This is a genomic window from Psychrobium sp. nBUS_13, from assembly GCF_051201665.1.
Lineage (GTDB): Bacteria > Pseudomonadota > Gammaproteobacteria > Enterobacterales > Psychrobiaceae > Psychrobium.
Map to the genome: position 1 here is coordinate 342,380 of NZ_CP179210.1, position 16,596 is coordinate 358,975.

The window sequence follows — 16,596 nt, forward strand, 5'->3', positions numbered from 1 at the left end:
TCAAATTTAGGAGAGCAGCATGGCCAGCAAGGGCGTGAATAAAGTAATTTTAGTGGGTAATCTAGGTAAAGATCCTGAAATCCGCTACATGCCAAGCGGCGGTGCCGTTGCCAACATTACATTGGCAACCTCTGAGTCTTGGAAAGACAAAAACACAGGCGAACAGAAAGAAAAAACTGAATGGCACAACGTGTCTATCTTCGGTAAATTAGCTGAAATCGCTGGTGAATACCTACGTAAAGGTTCGCAAATTTACATTGAAGGCGCACTTCAAACACGTAAATGGCAAGACCAAAGCGGCAACGACCGTTACACGACTGAAGTCGTTGTTCAAGGTTTTAACGGTACTATGCAAATGCTTGGCGGACGTCAAGGTGGCGGTCAACCTTCTGGTGGCTTCAACCAAGGCGCACAAGGCGGCCAACCTCAAGGTGGTTTCCAACAACAAGCGCCTGCGGCAGCACCACAGCAACAAGGTGGCTTCCAACAGCAAGCGCCAGCAGCTGCACCGCAACAACAAGGCGGTTTCCAGCAACAAGCACCTGCACAACAGCAAGGTGGTTATAATCAAGCACCTCAGCAAGCAGCACCGCAACAAGGTGGCTTCCAACAACAAGGTCAACAGCAACAAGCTAAAGCACCAGATTTAGACGAAGGTTGGGATGACGATATTCCGTTCTAATTCAGCTGAATGATTAGTTGATGTTGAAAACCCGCGAAAGCGGGTTTTTTGTGTTTGGTGGATAAGTAATTGTAATACTTTGAACTTAAACGTTTATAAGGTGTTACTTACCATAGAGAAAAAGTGAATGTCTTTCATTGTTGCAATAAAAAAGGTCGAATCATCGACCTTTTTTACAATGCAATACTTAAACGTTATGAATGTGTTGATTACCTAAAAGTAATACTTAACAGACTACTTTTTTAAGCACAATTTAGTCTTCAATGGCCAAGTCTGCATAGTATCTAAACGTTTCAGTAAACAATCATCACCTTGTTTAACAAGTTCAAACACTAACGTTGATTGTTTATTACTGTCATAAACAGTAACGCCATTAGGTGCTATTACAGGTTTAGCCCCTAATAATAAGCGGCTTGACTCTTGAAATACATTTTGTGCAATAGCTATTTTTTTCCCACCTAAAGCATTACTAACTATTTCGACAATTTCAGCGCGCGCTTCACTGCTATTATCAGGAAATATAGCAGGCACTGGATCATGGGCCTTTAGTGTGCACGCGGATAAACTACCTATTAAAATAGTCTCTGCTAATAATTTTTTATTTATCATTATTAGTCCCCGTTTTTAAATCATTAAATTGATCAAAATAAATATCATCAATAATTGCGTCTTGTCGTGGTGTACGAACATTAAGCTTAGGACCATCATATTTTTGTACTACATTTTTATTTAATGCACCAACACCACTTCGGCTTTTAGTTTGTAGGCCAACGCTAGCTTTAATTTCCGGACAAGAATTATTCGTCTGATAATAAAGTGCACTAGACAGAAGTAACTCGTCCGGATCACCCAGTTCATGTAAATAATCTTCTTGAATTGGACAGCCTTGCACTTGGTCTAGAGTGTTAGGTAATGTAGCGGGTGTAAAACCATCAGCATAGTCACCAAAACCAGCATGATTTTCGCCTCTAAATTGAATAGTAAAATAAGTCGAACCACAGTTGTCTTCACTAACAAAGCCATATGGTTTACCACAAGTAGTTTCACCTATTTGAATTACCTCAACATCGATTCCTATTAATGAGTTCATAAATGATTCACTAGCCGAACATGATGAACCGGTTGTTAACACGTAAACTCGCGGTAGATTGAGCGCGGGTAACGGCTGATTTTCAGGAATAATAGTCTCGCCACCAATTAATCGTCTTAAATCAATTGTTGTATCAAAAAATCCAATGTTTTGATTTTGACTCGCTAATTTATCATTGTAAATTAACCGATCATATGTTTTATTTCGAGTCGCTTCTTCACCAGCAACCATATAAGCTAATTGCGAAGACAGTGCTAAAAATCCGCCACCGTTATATCGTAAATCAACCACTAAATCAGTGATATTTTCTTGCTTAAATTTAGTAAATTCTTCAACTAAGTCTTTTTCAACAGCTGCGTTATTAAATGAAGTAAGTAGCAAATAACCTACTTTACCTTGTGGCGTATCAAGTGTTTTAGCAAGTTGCAGCGGCACACCTTGTATACTTGCCGTCGCTAATGTTACTTCGTACTCAGTATTATCAGTATTAATAAATTTGAAAGTATGTTCTTCACCTTCATTTGTGCTAAATAGAGCGCCGTTAATTGTAGCTAAATCACTGTCACTACGGCTATTAATAAAATCTACTCCGTCAATGGAAATTAATTTTGACCCACGAGAGATAGTATCAGCCGCTTTTGTACCAGGTGTAACATTAGTCACTTGCCAGCTTCGAGGAGGTGTATTACTGCCTTTGTGATAACTAATACCATAGCCATAACTAACACCTAATTGCGTACGTTCTTCTACGTCACTGGTCGGTGATATCCAATGAAATTGATCTTTTTCGGAGCCTGAATCAGTAACTTCTTTCGTTTTTAATTGGTCGAAGTAGTCGACTAAATTGAAGTTGTTAGGATCTTGATCTACCACTTCTTTATACCAAAGGTAGGTGTCATTATTAAAACTGCGTTGCCAAAATTTTTCCAATAGTTCGCTACCTGCTGTATCTGGATATGCGTCACCTGTAATAGGGTTATTACCGGTTCTTGGTTTTGCACAGCGCGCAACATAGGTAGATACTGGCTTAAAGCTATCTTTGACCCATGTTGTATCTGTTACTACTGTATTTTTGCTCGTATCAGGCTGATTCTCATTCGTGACAACGCTAGAACCTGAGCTTGACCCACCACAGCCACTTAAAGCGAACAAAGGAATTGTTAAAGACAGTAATAGTGCTGATTTACGATGATATTGATTCAAAGACATTTGTTATTATTTCCATTTAATATTGTTTAATCATTTCTTCATTTGGTAAGGTAGATTCAACTTCGAAGTGCGTAACTCTATTTCGATGCGATAGTAGTTATGTGTTCGTAATTAATTGACTCGATGTTAGATAACCTAACTTTTCCTCGGCCTATTATTAAGCGCTATCAATACCGCGTCAACTTCAATCATTGAGATTAATTTAAATTTGGACATTAAGCGTTATTAATACGATGACAGATGGGCAGATTGGACACCCTGTGCATCGAGATTAACGGGTAGAAGATTGACGTGGAAGTTCTTTGCTTGGTAAGTCTCAGAAAGCTGTTTTTCATGCTTCGTCAATCTGTATCTACAACCGACAGATATAACTATTTCAGACCTCAAGATAACACCTAGCGAAAAGTGAGAGGGAAGATAGCAGTGGTTTTTTTAAGTCTATAATATTATAATATTTTTGGACAGGCACTAATATCTTACTGAAAGATAAACATTATAAATACACTGAAATCTTTCTTTGAATACGTTATAAATCATTCCAGTGTGCTTTAAAGCGAAAAGATTAAGGTAGTGAAAGAGAGGCTTAGTACAAATCAATAGTAATTGATGAATTCAAGACAATTTGCCACTATCAGCGATAGCTAATAGTAGAAAATTAACTAAAAAGATGATTTAAATAACGGCTAACCAACACCCTTACACCAACTTCGTCCATGACGGTGTGCGTAATCTCTCAATTGCATTTCACTGCCTGCAAAACTGCCATATTGACGCCTAAAGTCTTTGACCGCCGATTTCCAATCATCAGCTTCAATACCTAGCGTATTTAAAATGGGAGGGGCACTTTCATCGATAAATCCTGTTTTCTTTGGGTCAACGTGTCGACCACTCCAATCAACTAATTCAAAATAGTCACCATAGCTCAGAGGAATCGCGTTGTTATTTAACCTGAGATCGGCTTAAGAAACGACGATCTGATTCATCTCAACGTCAGTGATATTTAGTTGTGGTTTGTTTTCTTTCAGAGAATAAGCCACAAGCCCAGCAATGAGATTTAACATTAAGCCATTCATGCTTCTATGTCTGGAATGCTCAATTTGTGAAATGTTTTTCAATTGGTCATTGATTGTTTCAATAATAAATCGCCTAGATAGCATGGCCCTATCCCAAATAGACAGTACCTTTGCTTTCATATTTTTTCGCACATTTGTTACTAAAGTGACTCCTTGTTCTAGCAAATTACTTTCTAATGCTTTACTTATGTAGCCCTTATCAGCATAGAGTTTATCTGGCAGGTCTGATGCCATACCTTCAACGGGTTGAGTATCATGCACGTTCGCAGCCGTTATTTTCGCTGCAACAATCTCCCCTAGGTGATTCACTATCAAATGGAGCTTAAATCCAAAATACCAGCCCATAGTCCCTTTACCTCGTTTAGCAATTCCATCAAATGTTTTGTGGCGTGGGATTCTTAAATTGTGGCAAACTTTAATGCTTGTAGAGTCAATAAATTCAAGGCCTGTAGGCTGCCCCTTAATCGCAGAAAAATAACTGCACAACGGCACTAATGTCGTTGGCATGACTTCTAAAAATCGTGTGTAACTAAGCAAGTATGGGAATTGTTTTTTGTAAAAACGCTGAATGAACCCGATGTAATAGTTTTTAAAGTCTCTGTGATTCGACATATGGAATAAAATAACGATAGTCATCACTTCACTTGTGGCCATTCGACCTTTACGCTGCCGCTTTCTCGTCCCATCAGACAGTAATTGCTTTTCCCATTGAGGAATAAAAACTTCACAAAAATCATCGACATCACAAAATATTTCAACTAACTTATCCATACGCTCACCGTTTATAGTGTTTAAATCGTTTCTTGTTCGAAAGATCTGATCACTAGGTGGGCTATTAGTTCAATTTTTATCCCGAGTTCAGGTTATTTACAATCGGAGATAATGGCAACAGACAGTGTGGCTGACTAGGTACATGGCAGTCTGTACTTCGTTTTTTTTGTTGCCGTTGATGTGATTTGTATTGTTTGATTCGTTCACTAATCGAGGTAAATTCACTATCTTCTACACTGCTGGCTATCCCCGCTCGAATTGGGTTTAAGTCCACATAGGCCATACAACTTAAAAGCGCTTTTTCATCCAGTAATGCTTGGGATTTAAATCGTCCTTCCCAGAACTTGCCTGTGCAGTTATCTTCTTTGTTAGCTTCTCTAGATATATGTTCATTCAAACATTTCATAAACCACGATATGTCATAAAGGCGTTCGCGCCACAACTCACTAAACTCTTCAACTTTCGCTAATTTTATCGGTGATATATCTCGATTAGTTAAATACTCATCAACAATCGGATGACCATTGTACAGCTGATACCAACGTTCAATCACCTCATCCATTGACCACATATCAGCATGAACTTTATCAACCTGTAGCACTAAGTGATAATGATTACTCATAATCGCGTAAGCCGCGATATTAATTGAAAAGATAGAGGAAAGTAGTTTTATACGGTCAACGAGCCATTGCCGTCTGTGGTCATAATTTCGCTTCGTATAAGGGTCATCACCGCACAAAAAACTGCGGCGAACACATCGATTAATAACGTGATAATACGACGTGGCTGATAAATCAATTAGCTGGTGACGGGCTCTAGTCATGACAATTCCTACTACGCTGATTGAAACACTTCAAAGCATAGTAGGAACGAACAAAATATCAACAATCAGTAATAAAAAGTAGCCTGTCCTTTATTTTTTTATTTTTTTCATCGATTAATAACGTGATAATACGACGTGGCTGATAAATCAATTAGCTGGTGACGGGCTCTAGTCATGACAATTCCTACTACGCTGATTGAAACATTTCAAAGCATAGTAGGAACGAACAAAATATCAACAATCAATAATAAAAAATAGCCTGTCCTTTATTTTTTTTATTTTTTTTGCCTTATCCGAAAGATGCTAACGCATTTGATAGCTTGGGAGAAGTTGTGATGGCAAGTGGTGACAATAAGCAAGCTATTGCATGGTACAAAAAATCGCTTACATTAAATCCTGCCAATGATAATGCGAAAAAGATGATTGAAAAGTTACTTCAAAGATAGGGTGTCTTAAAGCAATGAAGCTAATGTTAGCTTCATTGTGAAATTCTCAGTCAAATCTATTTATTTAGTGACCATTTTGACAAAATCAGTATATGACGTAGGTAAGTAATTTAAATAAAGCCGGTTCATGGTGCCATCATTAATCATCTCGATAATCTTGGCATCGAACTGATTCATTAACACTGACTTATTCTGATTGAAGACTAAATAAAGTTCTGCGGTATCAATAACGGGTGTAAGCATCTTTAGTTTGACGTCATGCGTTATTTCTAGATTTTTAGCGGCGAAAGGGTCTAACAGAATGTAATCGAAACGTTTGGCTTTGAGCATTTTAACGAGAATACTTTCAGATTGGGCATAGAGCTTATTCCACAGTTTAAAAGAAGCGATTTTCTCTGTGTAATCGTAACCTTTCACCATCGCTACATTTTTGTTTTCCATCGCAGCCCATGAAAACTTAGATTGTTCAGCATCGCTTCGTACATATATCGCTAAAGGATAAAAGGCTGTTGGCGTTGGGCCATGAATGAAATCATCGCTGTGAGTATTATCGATTAGTGCATCCATTGAACCATGCTTAACTAATTTCATACAACGCTGCCACGGCATTGATTTTACATCGAACTTCATCCCTAAACGTCGAAAAGCTTCCGAATATACATCAATGGATAAGCCATGAGTTAACGTGCCATGTTTGCTATTAGTAAACGGCGGCCAATCAACACCACAGAGTTTCACCGTTGTAGCAAAGCATTGATGACTAATTAGGAGTACAAACAGAACGAGTAAAGTTTTTTTCATTTTGCCTTAGCATAGTAAACTTCTAGGTTCGTAAAATAACAAATGTACCAAGGTGAGTCGAGCATTTAGAGGAGAAAACTCCCCTCTAAAAGTTCGATAGATATTTGATTTTCTTTAAAGATTAACAGGACGCTTTATTGTCACATTGAGGCTTAACGGCGGGCATTTCAGCTTTGCGCTCAGAGTATCGATTGACGAGATAGTCAGTTTTGTCACGCGTTAGCAGCGTGAATTTCACTAACTCTTCGCAAACATCGACGATACGCGCATAGAAAGGTGAGTCCTTCATACGGTTATTAGCATCAAACTCTTGCCACGTTTTTGCAATTGAAGATTGATTAGCAATGGTGAACATGCGCATCCAGCGGCCGAGAATACGTAGTTGATTAACGGTATTAAATGACTGCGAGCCACCTTCAACTTGCATCACTGCGAGCGTTTTACCTTGTGTTGAACGTACGGCGCTTATGGAGAGTGGTACCCAGTCGATTTGGTTTTTCATGATGCCGCTCATGCTGCCGTGCTTTTCGGGCGAGCACCATACTTGGCCTTCTGACCAGGTCATCAGTTCACGTAATTCTAGTACCTTGGAGTGATTGTCATATTGGCTGTCTGCTACGGGCAAGTCTTGGGGGTTGAAGATACGAGTTTCACAACCAAGTTTTTGCAAGATACGTGCGGACTCTTCTACTACCAGTCGGCTTATTGAGCGCTCACGCAATGAGCCATACAACAGTAAAATACGTGGCGGGTGTGTGAGCTCTTCACCATTGTTTAGTGCGGCTAGTGTTGGAATATCAAATGCGTTTTCAACAATGTTAGGTAAATCAGTCATCTTTTTTCTGCTTTTAAAATGGGATGTATTGCTTAAGACGAAGCAAGATTAAAAAAGACGACCCTATTTAAAAAAATAATCAAAAAATAATTTCTAAACCGATGGCAAGCATCGCCATAAAACTCAATAACTGGCCTATGGTGGTAAGCGGTTTAGAATAGTTTTTTTGCATCTTTAAACCAAAAACAAAGCGCAGTAAATCAACTCGTTTAATCAACTCAAACAAACTAAAGCAACCGACGATTGTTAATACAACAACGAGTAGAGGCTCAATAATAGGACCAAGCGACAGTGCTGTTAGCTGATAGCCAATGACGATAATTAGCGTTTGATGAATGATATAAAACGGGTAAACGGCATCATTTAAATAACGTAATACTGACGATGATTTATTGAGATAATAATGAGCAAAACCAAAGGCGCAGAATACGCCCAATATACGCATCATATTGTAAATTAGCAGACCAATGAGGCTTAGCCATTCAGGTTTACCTTCTGGTTGAAGCCATATCAGGTTGTAAAATGAAATGACGATAATTGCGCAGGTGAGCAATGCAATAAGTAACACTTTTCTTAATGCTGTAACACGTTGCCAAAATTGTGCATGCCAACCAATGAGGTAACCATAGAGCATACAAGTAAATCCGATTGCGTATCGCGTCTCATCGTCAGGCAAGGTGAGCTGGAAGATAAAGAGTGGTACGGTAAATATCAACACAATCAACGCAAAATGCTGTTGCATTACCCAGTTTGTGAAACGCGTAACCCATGTCGCGTTAAGTAATGGCATTATCAGTAAAATAATTAGAGAGTATTTCCACAATGAGCGTAAAAACCACAGATGATTGACGTCGATATGTGGCCAGATCCCAGAGGAGTATTTATTAAAAAGTTGCGTGTCAGGCGAGTAAAACTCCAGCATGAACTGCCAATAGCTCATCGATAGGTCGTTATTTTGCGTCATTTCGACATAAAGCTGGGGCGGCACCACGACTAAAATGCCAAATAGGAGTGGTATTAGTATGCGTATCGAACGTTGATAAATGAAATGAGCAACAGTGACTTTCGCCATGATTAATTTGATGGCGATGCCCGCGATAAACCAGAGTATTATCATGCGCCACGGTTGAATCAATAGCATTACACTTTCTAAAGTTTCACTGCGATATTGACTCTTAGCATGAAAGCCCCAATTTTCAACATAGAACATGCCGCTATGAAATAAAATGAGTAATCCAAAGGCGACTACGCGAAGCCAATCGAGATCATGGCGTCGTGTTGGTAGTTCGGTTAAGTCAGGTGTGAACCCTTGTTTTAATTTGATGAAAAATTGGGAGTTTATTAGCGACATTTCTCTATTCTATTTGACGATTCGGCATGGACACTTTGCCAATTAAAATATCGATTAACATGCAAAAAGTGCTGTATTTACAATAGATAGGGACAAGCGGCAATATAATGTGATGAAATGAACGTTAAGATTTTTTATTTTTCTGTCTAACCTATTAAACTGGCGCAATGAGTAAATTAAATCACTTTCAACAATATCAAACGGCTTACGAAATAGGGACTATCTGTCTGCTATTTTTTATCAATAGTTTGCTATTGGCTACCTCAACCATTATGGAGGCAACGAGAGATTCTAGGACAATGTCGTTTCAGATCTGGGAACCATTCTTATGGGAGTTGTCAAGTGCGATAAGTGCTTTGTCGTTATTTCCTTTAATGATTGTTGCGTTTAAACGCTGGCCTATTGGTTGGGGAACACTACTTCATACCGCTAAATTTATTGTTCTTGGTTCAATTGTTTTCTCACTGCTTCATGTTGCCATTATGGTGGCAATCAGAGAAAGCGTGTATTGGTTAATGGGGGCTAACTATGACTTTGGTGATGTGTGGTTTGAGCTACTTTATGAATACCGAAAAGACTTATGGAGCTTTATAGGCTTTGTAATTTTTATACAAGGTTATGATTTTATTTTCAGCCGATTGCAAGGTGAGGCAACCGCTGTCAGTGATAGTGAAGATGAGGTTGAGCCTAAAAAACTCGAACGGCTATTGGTAAAAAAGTTGGGCAAGGAATTTATCGTTAATGTTAAAGATATCGAATGGCTAGAGTCATCAGGGAACTACGTTAACCTACACAGCAAAGGACGCATTTATCCAATGCGCGCCACACTGACTAAGCTAATTTTACAAATTGAAGAGCAAGGTTTTTGCAGGGTCCATCGCAGTGCTGCCGTTAATATGAGCTGTATTGACTCAATAACGCCAACCGGTAATGGTGACAGTGAAATTGCGTTGGTGAGTGGTAAAAAGCTCAATTTGTCACGCCGATTTAAAGAGCACTTTAAGTTAGTGCTCTAAGATTTTTTAAATTAGACTTTCTTACAGTTTATAGTTAAAAAACAGGTGTTATTGATATAAGTCAATTATGGGTACGCTTTGTCAATTTGATTGTATACGATGTGATAGCATCGACATATTCACGTAATTTAGACAGATGGTGGGGCGGTCGTCGGTCAAACTTATGAAAGACAGTGCTTTAGACAATGTTGTCGAGCGCAGAGTCGTCACGTGTAGTAAAGAAACGACGTTGCGAGAAGCAACCAAGTTGATGCACCAACGACACTGCAGTTCGATCATTATTACCCAAGAAAACATTCCTATTGGTATATGGACAGAAGCCGATGCATTAAAGGTTAACATCCGCCAATCAAGTATATTTGACTGCGAAATTTCGCGGTTTATGTCGTCACGCATCCACACTATTAAGATTGAGATGTCACTGAACGATGCAACCTTAGAGCTCAAGCGTAATAACGTTAGACATTTGGTGGTTGTAGAGGCGGATAATCAACTTGTTGGCATCCTTTCCCAAAGTGATATTGTCATTCATCAAGATGCAACATTGTTTTTGAGTATGACGCAGGTGAAAACAGTGTTGCCTGAGCATACTCAATTGCATTTCGACATGAGCGGGTCGTTAATTGAAGCTATTCGGCACATGGGCACTCATCAATGTGATGCGCTTGTGATCGTTGAAAATGCAATACCCATTGGTTTATTAACGGAACGCGATGTTGTGCGGCTGATGGCGCTAAATCAGCTAAACCTTCCATTAATTGATGCTATTAGTAAGCCTCTTATCACTGTGCCCAAAGGCATGAGTTTACTGGCCATTCGTTCATTTATGGAAAAACGCCATATTCGACATTTAGGTGTCGATGATGACGATGGTTCATTGCTTGGTATCATTTCATTTTCTGACATTCTTAATCGTATTGAGCAAAGCTATGTATCCCGTTTACGTAGTGCGTTAGCAAACAGTGAAGCGTCATTAAAAGAAAAAGAGTTTAATTTGCACATGGCACATGCGCTTATTGAGGCGTCTGATGATGGCATCATGGTGGCGGATGAAAATGCGATTATTCAGTCGGTAAATCCCGCTTTTAGTATTCTTACCGGTTATACGGAAGAGGAAGCCGTCGGTCAGCGAGCCAATCTTTTAAGCTCAGGTCAGCATGATAAGAGCTTTTATGACGAGATGTGGGAAACTATTGATCGACAAGGCCGTTGGCAGGGAGAGATTTGGAATCGCCGTAAAAATGGCGAAGTGTATCCTGAATGGTTAACCATCACGCGTATTAAAGAGCCGGTAAATCAAACGGTACTTTATGCAGGTATTTTTAATGATATTACTGAGCGCAAAAACTCAGAAACGATGATCGAGCACCTTGCTTATTATGATCCATTAACCAAACTTCCAAATCGCCAACTATTTTACGATCGTCTTGATGCCGCTATTCTACAAGCTAATGCACATCATACTGAGTTGGCGGTACTGTTTGTCGATTTAGATCACTTCAAGCGAATTAACGATTCTCTAGGTCATTCAGTTGGCGATAAAGTGCTGTGTGAAGTCGCCGATTTATTTGCTGAGTGTTTATCGGATGTTGATACCATTGCCCGTATTGGTGGTGATGAATTAGTGGTACTGCTCAACGATGTTCAAGAGCAAGCTGATGTATATCGAGCGGCGCAGCGAATTGTTGATAGCCTCAAAAATCCGTTAGCCATTGATGGTCGTGAGCTTGTGATGACCACTAGCGTTGGCTGTGCTATCTATCCGCAAGATGGTGATAGTCGTGAAGAGCTGTTAAAGCATGCAGACAGCGCAATGTATTGTGCTAAAGAAGAAGGCCGTAATAGATTCTGTTTGTTTTCAGCACAAATGAACGAACAGTCACAACGTCAACTGGCGATGGAGTCACGTTTACGTCAAGCATTAAGAAATGATGAATTTAACTTAGTTTATCAACCAAAGGTTAATGCACAGACTTATGATATTGAGTCAGTGGAGGCGTTAATTCGATGGGACGATCCCATCAATGGCAGTGTGCCTCCTAGCGTGTTTATTCCGCTGGCTGAAGAGATCGGTTTAATTGAGGATATCGGCCATTGGGTGTTAATTGAAGCCATGCGTCAAGGTAAAGCATGGCAAGAAGAGCATGGTTTATCGATGCGGGTGTCAGTGAATGTTTCTGCTCGTCAATTGATTACCGAATCCTTAGTTAAGAAAATTCAAGGAGGTCTTTATAACACAGGCTTCTCAGCGAGTTTACTTGATATTGAAATTACCGAAACTAGTGCCCTCAATAGCATTGAAACCATGATTAACTGTTTAACAGCGATTCGAGCAATGGGGGCAACGGTATCAATGGATGACTTTGGTACAGGGTATTCGAGTTTGAGTATGTTGACTAAAATGCCACTAGATTTCCTTAAAATTGATCGCAGTTTTATGGAAGGCATTCCCGGCAATATTGGTAATGAAGAATTGATATCAACGATTGTGGTTATGGCGCATAATTTGAATTTAAGAGTAGTCGCAGAAGGCGTTGAAACCTTAGAGCAATTACAGTTTTTACAAGATTTAGCGTGTGAATATATTCAGGGGTATTATTTTAGTAAACCAGTTGATGCCAATACGATTGTTAAGCTTACTCATCAAGGAGTAGCCCCTAGCAATGAGCTAGAGGCTGAGCTCACTTAATGCTTAGTGAGCGTGTTCCTCTTCGTTTTTAATACCTAACCAACTGATATTAGCTGGTGTGAAATCTAAACTAAGTGCAGTTGTGATATCGCCATCGGCTAGATCTACCGCCACAATAGTATTGGCTAACGGATCGCTAATATAAGCTGTGTCAGCGTGTTGTGACATAACTAAGCTAAAGCTTTGTCCATCAGGCATTGTAGAGACGTCTTGCTGCGTGAAATCAACACGTGAGGCAAATTCCCACTCAGTTTCACCGTTATGCACATGAGATTCTAGTAAGGTTAAATATCCTTGATTGTCTAGAATAACAAAAACGTCACCATCAACTGAAAAACCGTAAGAAACTGGGGCTGCATCAGTCTGTGGTTGCCAATCTATTTCACTCATTGCACCATTCGCCGCGTCAACGGTTACCAATAATGGTGTTGTATCACGTGCAGATGCGATACCAATTAGTGCATTGTGGCTATGATGGCCATAAAGGCTGCCAACACGGCGCGAATCGAAGTTATCTAGATTGGCAATTTTGCTCACATCAAAATCATGGCCGTCGTCCTTGGCCAAAAATACGCCGTCACCACAACCAAAGGCTACGTAATCTTCACTTTGCGCCGCGCCATGGAGGTTTGGACAGGTCGTGTCGAAAATAACATCTTGCTCATATTCATCACCATGTTTGTGATAAACCGCCACTTGGTCTGGCAAAATCTTTGCGGTTGATGTGCTGGTGGCATCATCACGTCGCACTGTGGTTAAAATGAAGTCGCCGCGTGGCTCTGCTACGCCGTGCATATTCATGTCGAATGTAATCACTTCACTGTCTGTTTTAGCCGCAGTGATGTTTTCGTCAGTGAGTAAATTGACAGACGCACTAGTACTGGTATCGGCATTGCCATCGTTAAAAATAGCCATCACACCTTCGTGTTTAACGACGTGAGTAGGCTGGCTGCTATCGATATGAAAATCGATTGTTGCAGGTGCTTGTTCATAATCATGTAAATGCGCCACATGATCTTCACGCCATAAACCACCATCAATAAACCCAGTGTGGCCGTTCTCACGATTGGTAATAACTAGGTAACGGTATCCGGCAGAAGCTGTAATTCTACTGCCTGTGTAGGTCGTTGAAAACTGACCAACTAGTTCACTATCGTCGAGATCAAATACGGATATTTGATCGCTATCAGGTGTGCTAATTGCCAATCGACCCAAACTATCGATGGTAATGTCGCCGTCATTGCCGTGATTATGGCCGTCATCTGGTGCTGGTTGTTCAGATTCTTTTTCATTGATGGTTGTTTTTGCATCGCCACAACCTGTTAGCCAAAGGGTGCTGCATAGCGTTGCTATTAAGCTAAGTTTAAATGTTTTTTTCATCGTTAGTTCCTTGTTTAAATTTGTTCGCTATCAAAATTAGAAATAAGCACGCAAGCCAACAGCTAGGCTTCGGCCTTGTCGCGGGGCAATGTCTTTCACAAAAGAGCTATGCACTTTGGCGTATTCGTCGGTAAGGTTTTTGGCGGTGGCGTAGAATGTAATATCATGATCAAGGAGCGGTAATTGATAGCTAACGCCAAGATCGACTAGGGTGTAACCGCTGGTTGCCGTTTCTAAATTGGCTACCTTGTCTTGCTCTTGATAGCGTGTAATATCAAGATGGGCACTAAAGCTCTCAAGTTGATATCTAACGTTTGTGCCAAAGCGCAGCGGTGGAGTTCGCGGTAAATCACCGCCATTTTTCAAGCGTGCTCTGACGTAATCAGCGAAGAATGATGAAGACAGTTCTTCGTTAATATTCCAATTAACTTGCGCTTCAAAACCGTGTAAGGTCGCATCTTGTGATTTAAAGATGTAAACAGGGAGTTCACCAGCGCTGTGGCCGCCGTGATCATGACCATGATGGTCATGTCCGTCACTACCAAACAAGCCAGTAGCAACTTGGTAATAATAATTGTCTACTTGGTTATAAAAGGCGTTAACAATAACGGCAACATCGCCTTGGGTTTTTCTAAAGCTGATATCGATGTTATTGGCTGTTTCTAAATCGATGGCTTGGCTTGTTAATGCAACTTCATTGTGATCGTTAAGGGAAAATAATGCGCCTACCTCATAACTTCTAGTGCCAATGTGTGGACCAAATGATAATAATTCTGATGCTGAAGGAGCGCGTTGTGAACGAGATATCGAGGCACCGACGTTATAGCCTTCAGTAAAATCCCACACCACACCTAGTGATGTAGTTACTGGCGTGAAGGTTTGCTCTACTGCGAACACACGTGTTAATTCAGCACTTTCTTCTTCGTGACCATGGTCATGATCATGAACCTCTGCTTCACCCGATTCATCGTGGCCGTGAGCTTCTAAATGCGGTAGTCGAACATTTTTCGCATCTAGCGTTACACGCTCTACTCGCGCGCCAAATTGAACAAGAATATTGTCAAAATGACGTTCTTGCATCATTGCAAGTGCAATCATTTTTTGCGTTGATGGTGGTGTAAATGCTTCGCTGCCAATGGCTTCTACGTCGGTGTCTTTCGCATGAACGCTAATTCCGCCGCGCCAATCCATAATTGGGTGATGGAGTAAATCAACTTTCAGCTCTGTAGTATCATTGGCAAAGGTGGTGCCTACTGCGCCCGCTTCGATTTCTGCGTGCTTGTAGTCGGTGTAAGAAGCTTTGAAATTAACAGCAGTAAATAAGCTATCGTCAAAGTTATATTCACCAATTAGCTGGTAGCGATTTTGCTCTAAATCAGCAAAAACTTGAGGCTCTGATTCTTCGTCATGATCGTGTTGATCTTCATGAGTTTCTTCTTCGCCATGCGTATGACCGGGAATGCCGTATTCGCGGTTTAATTTACCTGCAGAAAGGCCGACATAACCTTGGTCGAATAGGTAGCTACCACCTAACGTAAAACTATTTGATTCTTCTGCGCTGTTTTCAACTTTATTGTGATGTTCGTTACTAGCGGCTGACTTAGGTGGCTCGGGAATGCGATAGTCATCTGATTCACGCCAAAAGCCATCCGCATAAAATGCAAATGAATCAGTACCATTTTTGACATTAAAAGCAGCGAGTTTTTGATTGTTTATTGAGTTTTTTTCAAGAATAAACTCGCCAAATGGCGTGTTGTTAGTTGGCACACGCTCGTCAACAACGTTGACTACACCGCCGATTGCACCACTACCAAAAAAGAGCGTGGCTGGACCACGTAATACTTCAATTTGTGTGGCGGTTGACGCTTCTGTTGCCACGCTATGATCAGGGCCAACCCGTGATACATCACTAACATCTAATCCATTTTGAGTAATCATAACTCGTGGCCCGCTTAAACCACGAATAATTGGTGTGCTTGCAACGCCAGCGTGAAAATTGGTGTGTACGCCTACTTGCTTCTCTAATGTATCACCCAGCGTAGAGGCTTGTTGTTGACGAAGTTTTTCTCCTGACAGTACTGATACAGGAATACTCGCTTCCATGACTGATGCATGAAATGGCGTTGCTTTGACATCAATGACTTCAATCGCTGAACGTGCTAACGAGATTGCTACATTTGCACCGTCATTGAGGGCAATGTGTTTATTTATATGTGCATATCCTGACGCTGTGATGTGCAGTTCAAGTGATTTATCTGGTGCATTGGCAAAATTAAAATCGCCATTTTTATTCGTAGTTACTTGCTGCTTACTATCAAGAATACGGACTTTAGCACCGCTAATTTTATTGCCTTGGTTATCGGTTATCGTGCCTGAAACTGTTTGTGCCATGCTGCCAGTACTGAACATTAATCCAATGAGCAGGCTTAC

The 16,596-nt window shown here is 40.4% G+C and carries 11 protein-coding genes and 1 pseudogene; 3 read left to right on the plus strand and 9 right to left on the minus strand.

The annotated features are described in order from the left end of the window. Positions 1-19 precede the first annotated feature (19 nt). A complete protein-coding gene (ssb, locus tag ACMAZF_RS01615) occupies positions 20-682 on the plus strand; it encodes a single-stranded DNA-binding protein (RefSeq protein WP_435275760.1) in 663 nt (220 codons plus the stop codon). Positions 683-916: 234 nt separating this feature from the next. On the opposite strand, the gene ACMAZF_RS01620 is transcribed toward ssb, so the two are convergent. The 7 genes and pseudogenes from ACMAZF_RS01620 to ACMAZF_RS01650 all read right to left on the minus strand — a co-directional run bounded on the left by ACMAZF_RS01620 (position 917) and on the right by ACMAZF_RS01650 (position 9,081). Then, entirely contained in the window at positions 917-1,291 is a 375-nt protein-coding gene (locus tag ACMAZF_RS01620) for a hypothetical protein (RefSeq protein WP_435275761.1), read from the minus strand. Further along, positions 1,281-2,981 carry a S41 family peptidase gene (locus ACMAZF_RS01625; RefSeq protein WP_435275762.1) on the minus strand — a complete coding sequence of 567 codons (1,701 nt, stop codon included), beginning with the start codon at positions 2,979-2,981 and terminating at the stop codon, positions 1,281-1,283. The genes ACMAZF_RS01620 and ACMAZF_RS01625 overlap by 11 nt, the downstream gene beginning before the upstream one ends. A 959-nt stretch (positions 2,982-3,940) precedes the next feature. Further along, complete coding sequence (locus ACMAZF_RS01630; protein ID WP_435273829.1) at positions 3,941-4,825, minus strand: IS982 family transposase; 885 nt, start codon at positions 4,823-4,825, stop codon at positions 3,941-3,943. Positions 4,826-5,021: 196 nt separating this feature from the next. Continuing rightward, positions 5,022-5,648 (minus strand): annotated as a pseudogene (locus ACMAZF_RS01635) (transposase); the annotation flags it as partial. Positions 5,649-6,154: 506 nt separating this feature from the next. Continuing rightward, positions 6,155-6,895 carry a substrate-binding periplasmic protein gene (locus tag ACMAZF_RS01640; RefSeq protein WP_435275763.1) on the minus strand — a complete coding sequence of 247 codons (741 nt, stop codon included), beginning with the start codon at positions 6,893-6,895 and terminating at the stop codon, positions 6,155-6,157. 121 nt (positions 6,896-7,016) lie between these two features. Further along, the gene (gene arsH, locus ACMAZF_RS01645; protein WP_435275764.1) at positions 7,017-7,730 is read right to left on the minus strand and encodes an arsenical resistance protein ArsH; all 714 of its coding nucleotides are present in this window, start codon (positions 7,728-7,730) and stop codon (positions 7,017-7,019) included. A gap of 79 nt (positions 7,731-7,809) precedes the next feature. Next, positions 7,810-9,081, minus strand: coding sequence for an acyltransferase family protein (locus ACMAZF_RS01650; RefSeq protein ID WP_435275765.1), 1,272 nt, complete (start codon positions 9,079-9,081; stop codon positions 7,810-7,812). Between the two features lie 167 nt (positions 9,082-9,248). Between ACMAZF_RS01650 and ACMAZF_RS01655 the strand changes: the two genes are divergently transcribed. Together ACMAZF_RS01655 and ACMAZF_RS01660 are read left to right on the plus strand one after the other, a co-directional pair. Next, entirely contained in the window at positions 9,249-10,097 is an 849-nt protein-coding gene (locus tag ACMAZF_RS01655) for a LytR/AlgR family response regulator transcription factor (RefSeq protein WP_435275766.1), read from the plus strand. A gap of 163 nt (positions 10,098-10,260) precedes the next feature. Further along, positions 10,261-12,786 (plus strand): EAL domain-containing protein, encoded by a 2,526-nt coding sequence (locus tag ACMAZF_RS01660; protein WP_435275767.1) that lies wholly within the window; start codon positions 10,261-10,263, stop codon positions 12,784-12,786. A gap of 3 nt (positions 12,787-12,789) precedes the next feature. Here ACMAZF_RS01660 and ACMAZF_RS01665 read toward each other — a convergent pair whose 3' ends face one another. Beyond that, a complete protein-coding gene (locus tag ACMAZF_RS01665) occupies positions 12,790-14,166 on the minus strand; it encodes a 5-methyltetrahydrofolate--homocysteine methyltransferase (protein ID WP_435275768.1) in 1,377 nt (458 codons plus the stop codon). A 36-nt stretch (positions 14,167-14,202) separates the two neighbouring features. Beyond that, positions 14,203-16,575, minus strand: a complete 2,373-nt coding sequence (locus ACMAZF_RS01670) for a TonB-dependent receptor (RefSeq protein WP_435277154.1) — start codon at positions 16,573-16,575, stop codon at positions 14,203-14,205. Between the last annotated feature and the right edge of the window lie 21 nt (positions 16,576-16,596).